The 322-nt window shown below is 45.0% G+C and carries 1 rRNA gene; it reads right to left on the bottom strand.

From position 1 onward, the window contains the following. Positions 1-140, bottom strand: a 16S ribosomal RNA gene (locus KI210_RS08595); the annotation flags it as partial. Positions 141-322 lie beyond the last annotated feature (182 nt).

Raw genomic sequence — 322 nt, 5'->3', positions numbered from 1 at the left:
CCCACGTGTTACTCACCCATCCGCCGCTCGCTTGTATCTTTGTCCATTCCGAAGAACTTCTAAAGGCAAGCTCGCTCGACTTGCATGTATTAGGCACGCCGCCAGCGTTCGTCCTGAGCCAGGATCAAACTCTCATTTTTATCATGATGTTTGAATGATTGCTCATTCCTTTATTGCTTGCGAATTGACTTCGCTCTTTGCTTGGGTTATCTCTAACCCGCACACTTTGCGATTTCTTGTTCAGTTTTCAAGGTACTACCTCGCTGTCTTTTGATTCTAGACAGCTGTTTTAGTTTAGCAGATTGTTTTGGCTCTTGTCAAG

This window comes from Lactobacillus corticis (assembly GCF_018327645.1).
GTDB lineage: Bacteria > Bacillota > Bacilli > Lactobacillales > Lactobacillaceae > Lactobacillus > Lactobacillus corticis.
This window is presented reverse-complemented; position numbering and strand designations above follow the sequence as displayed.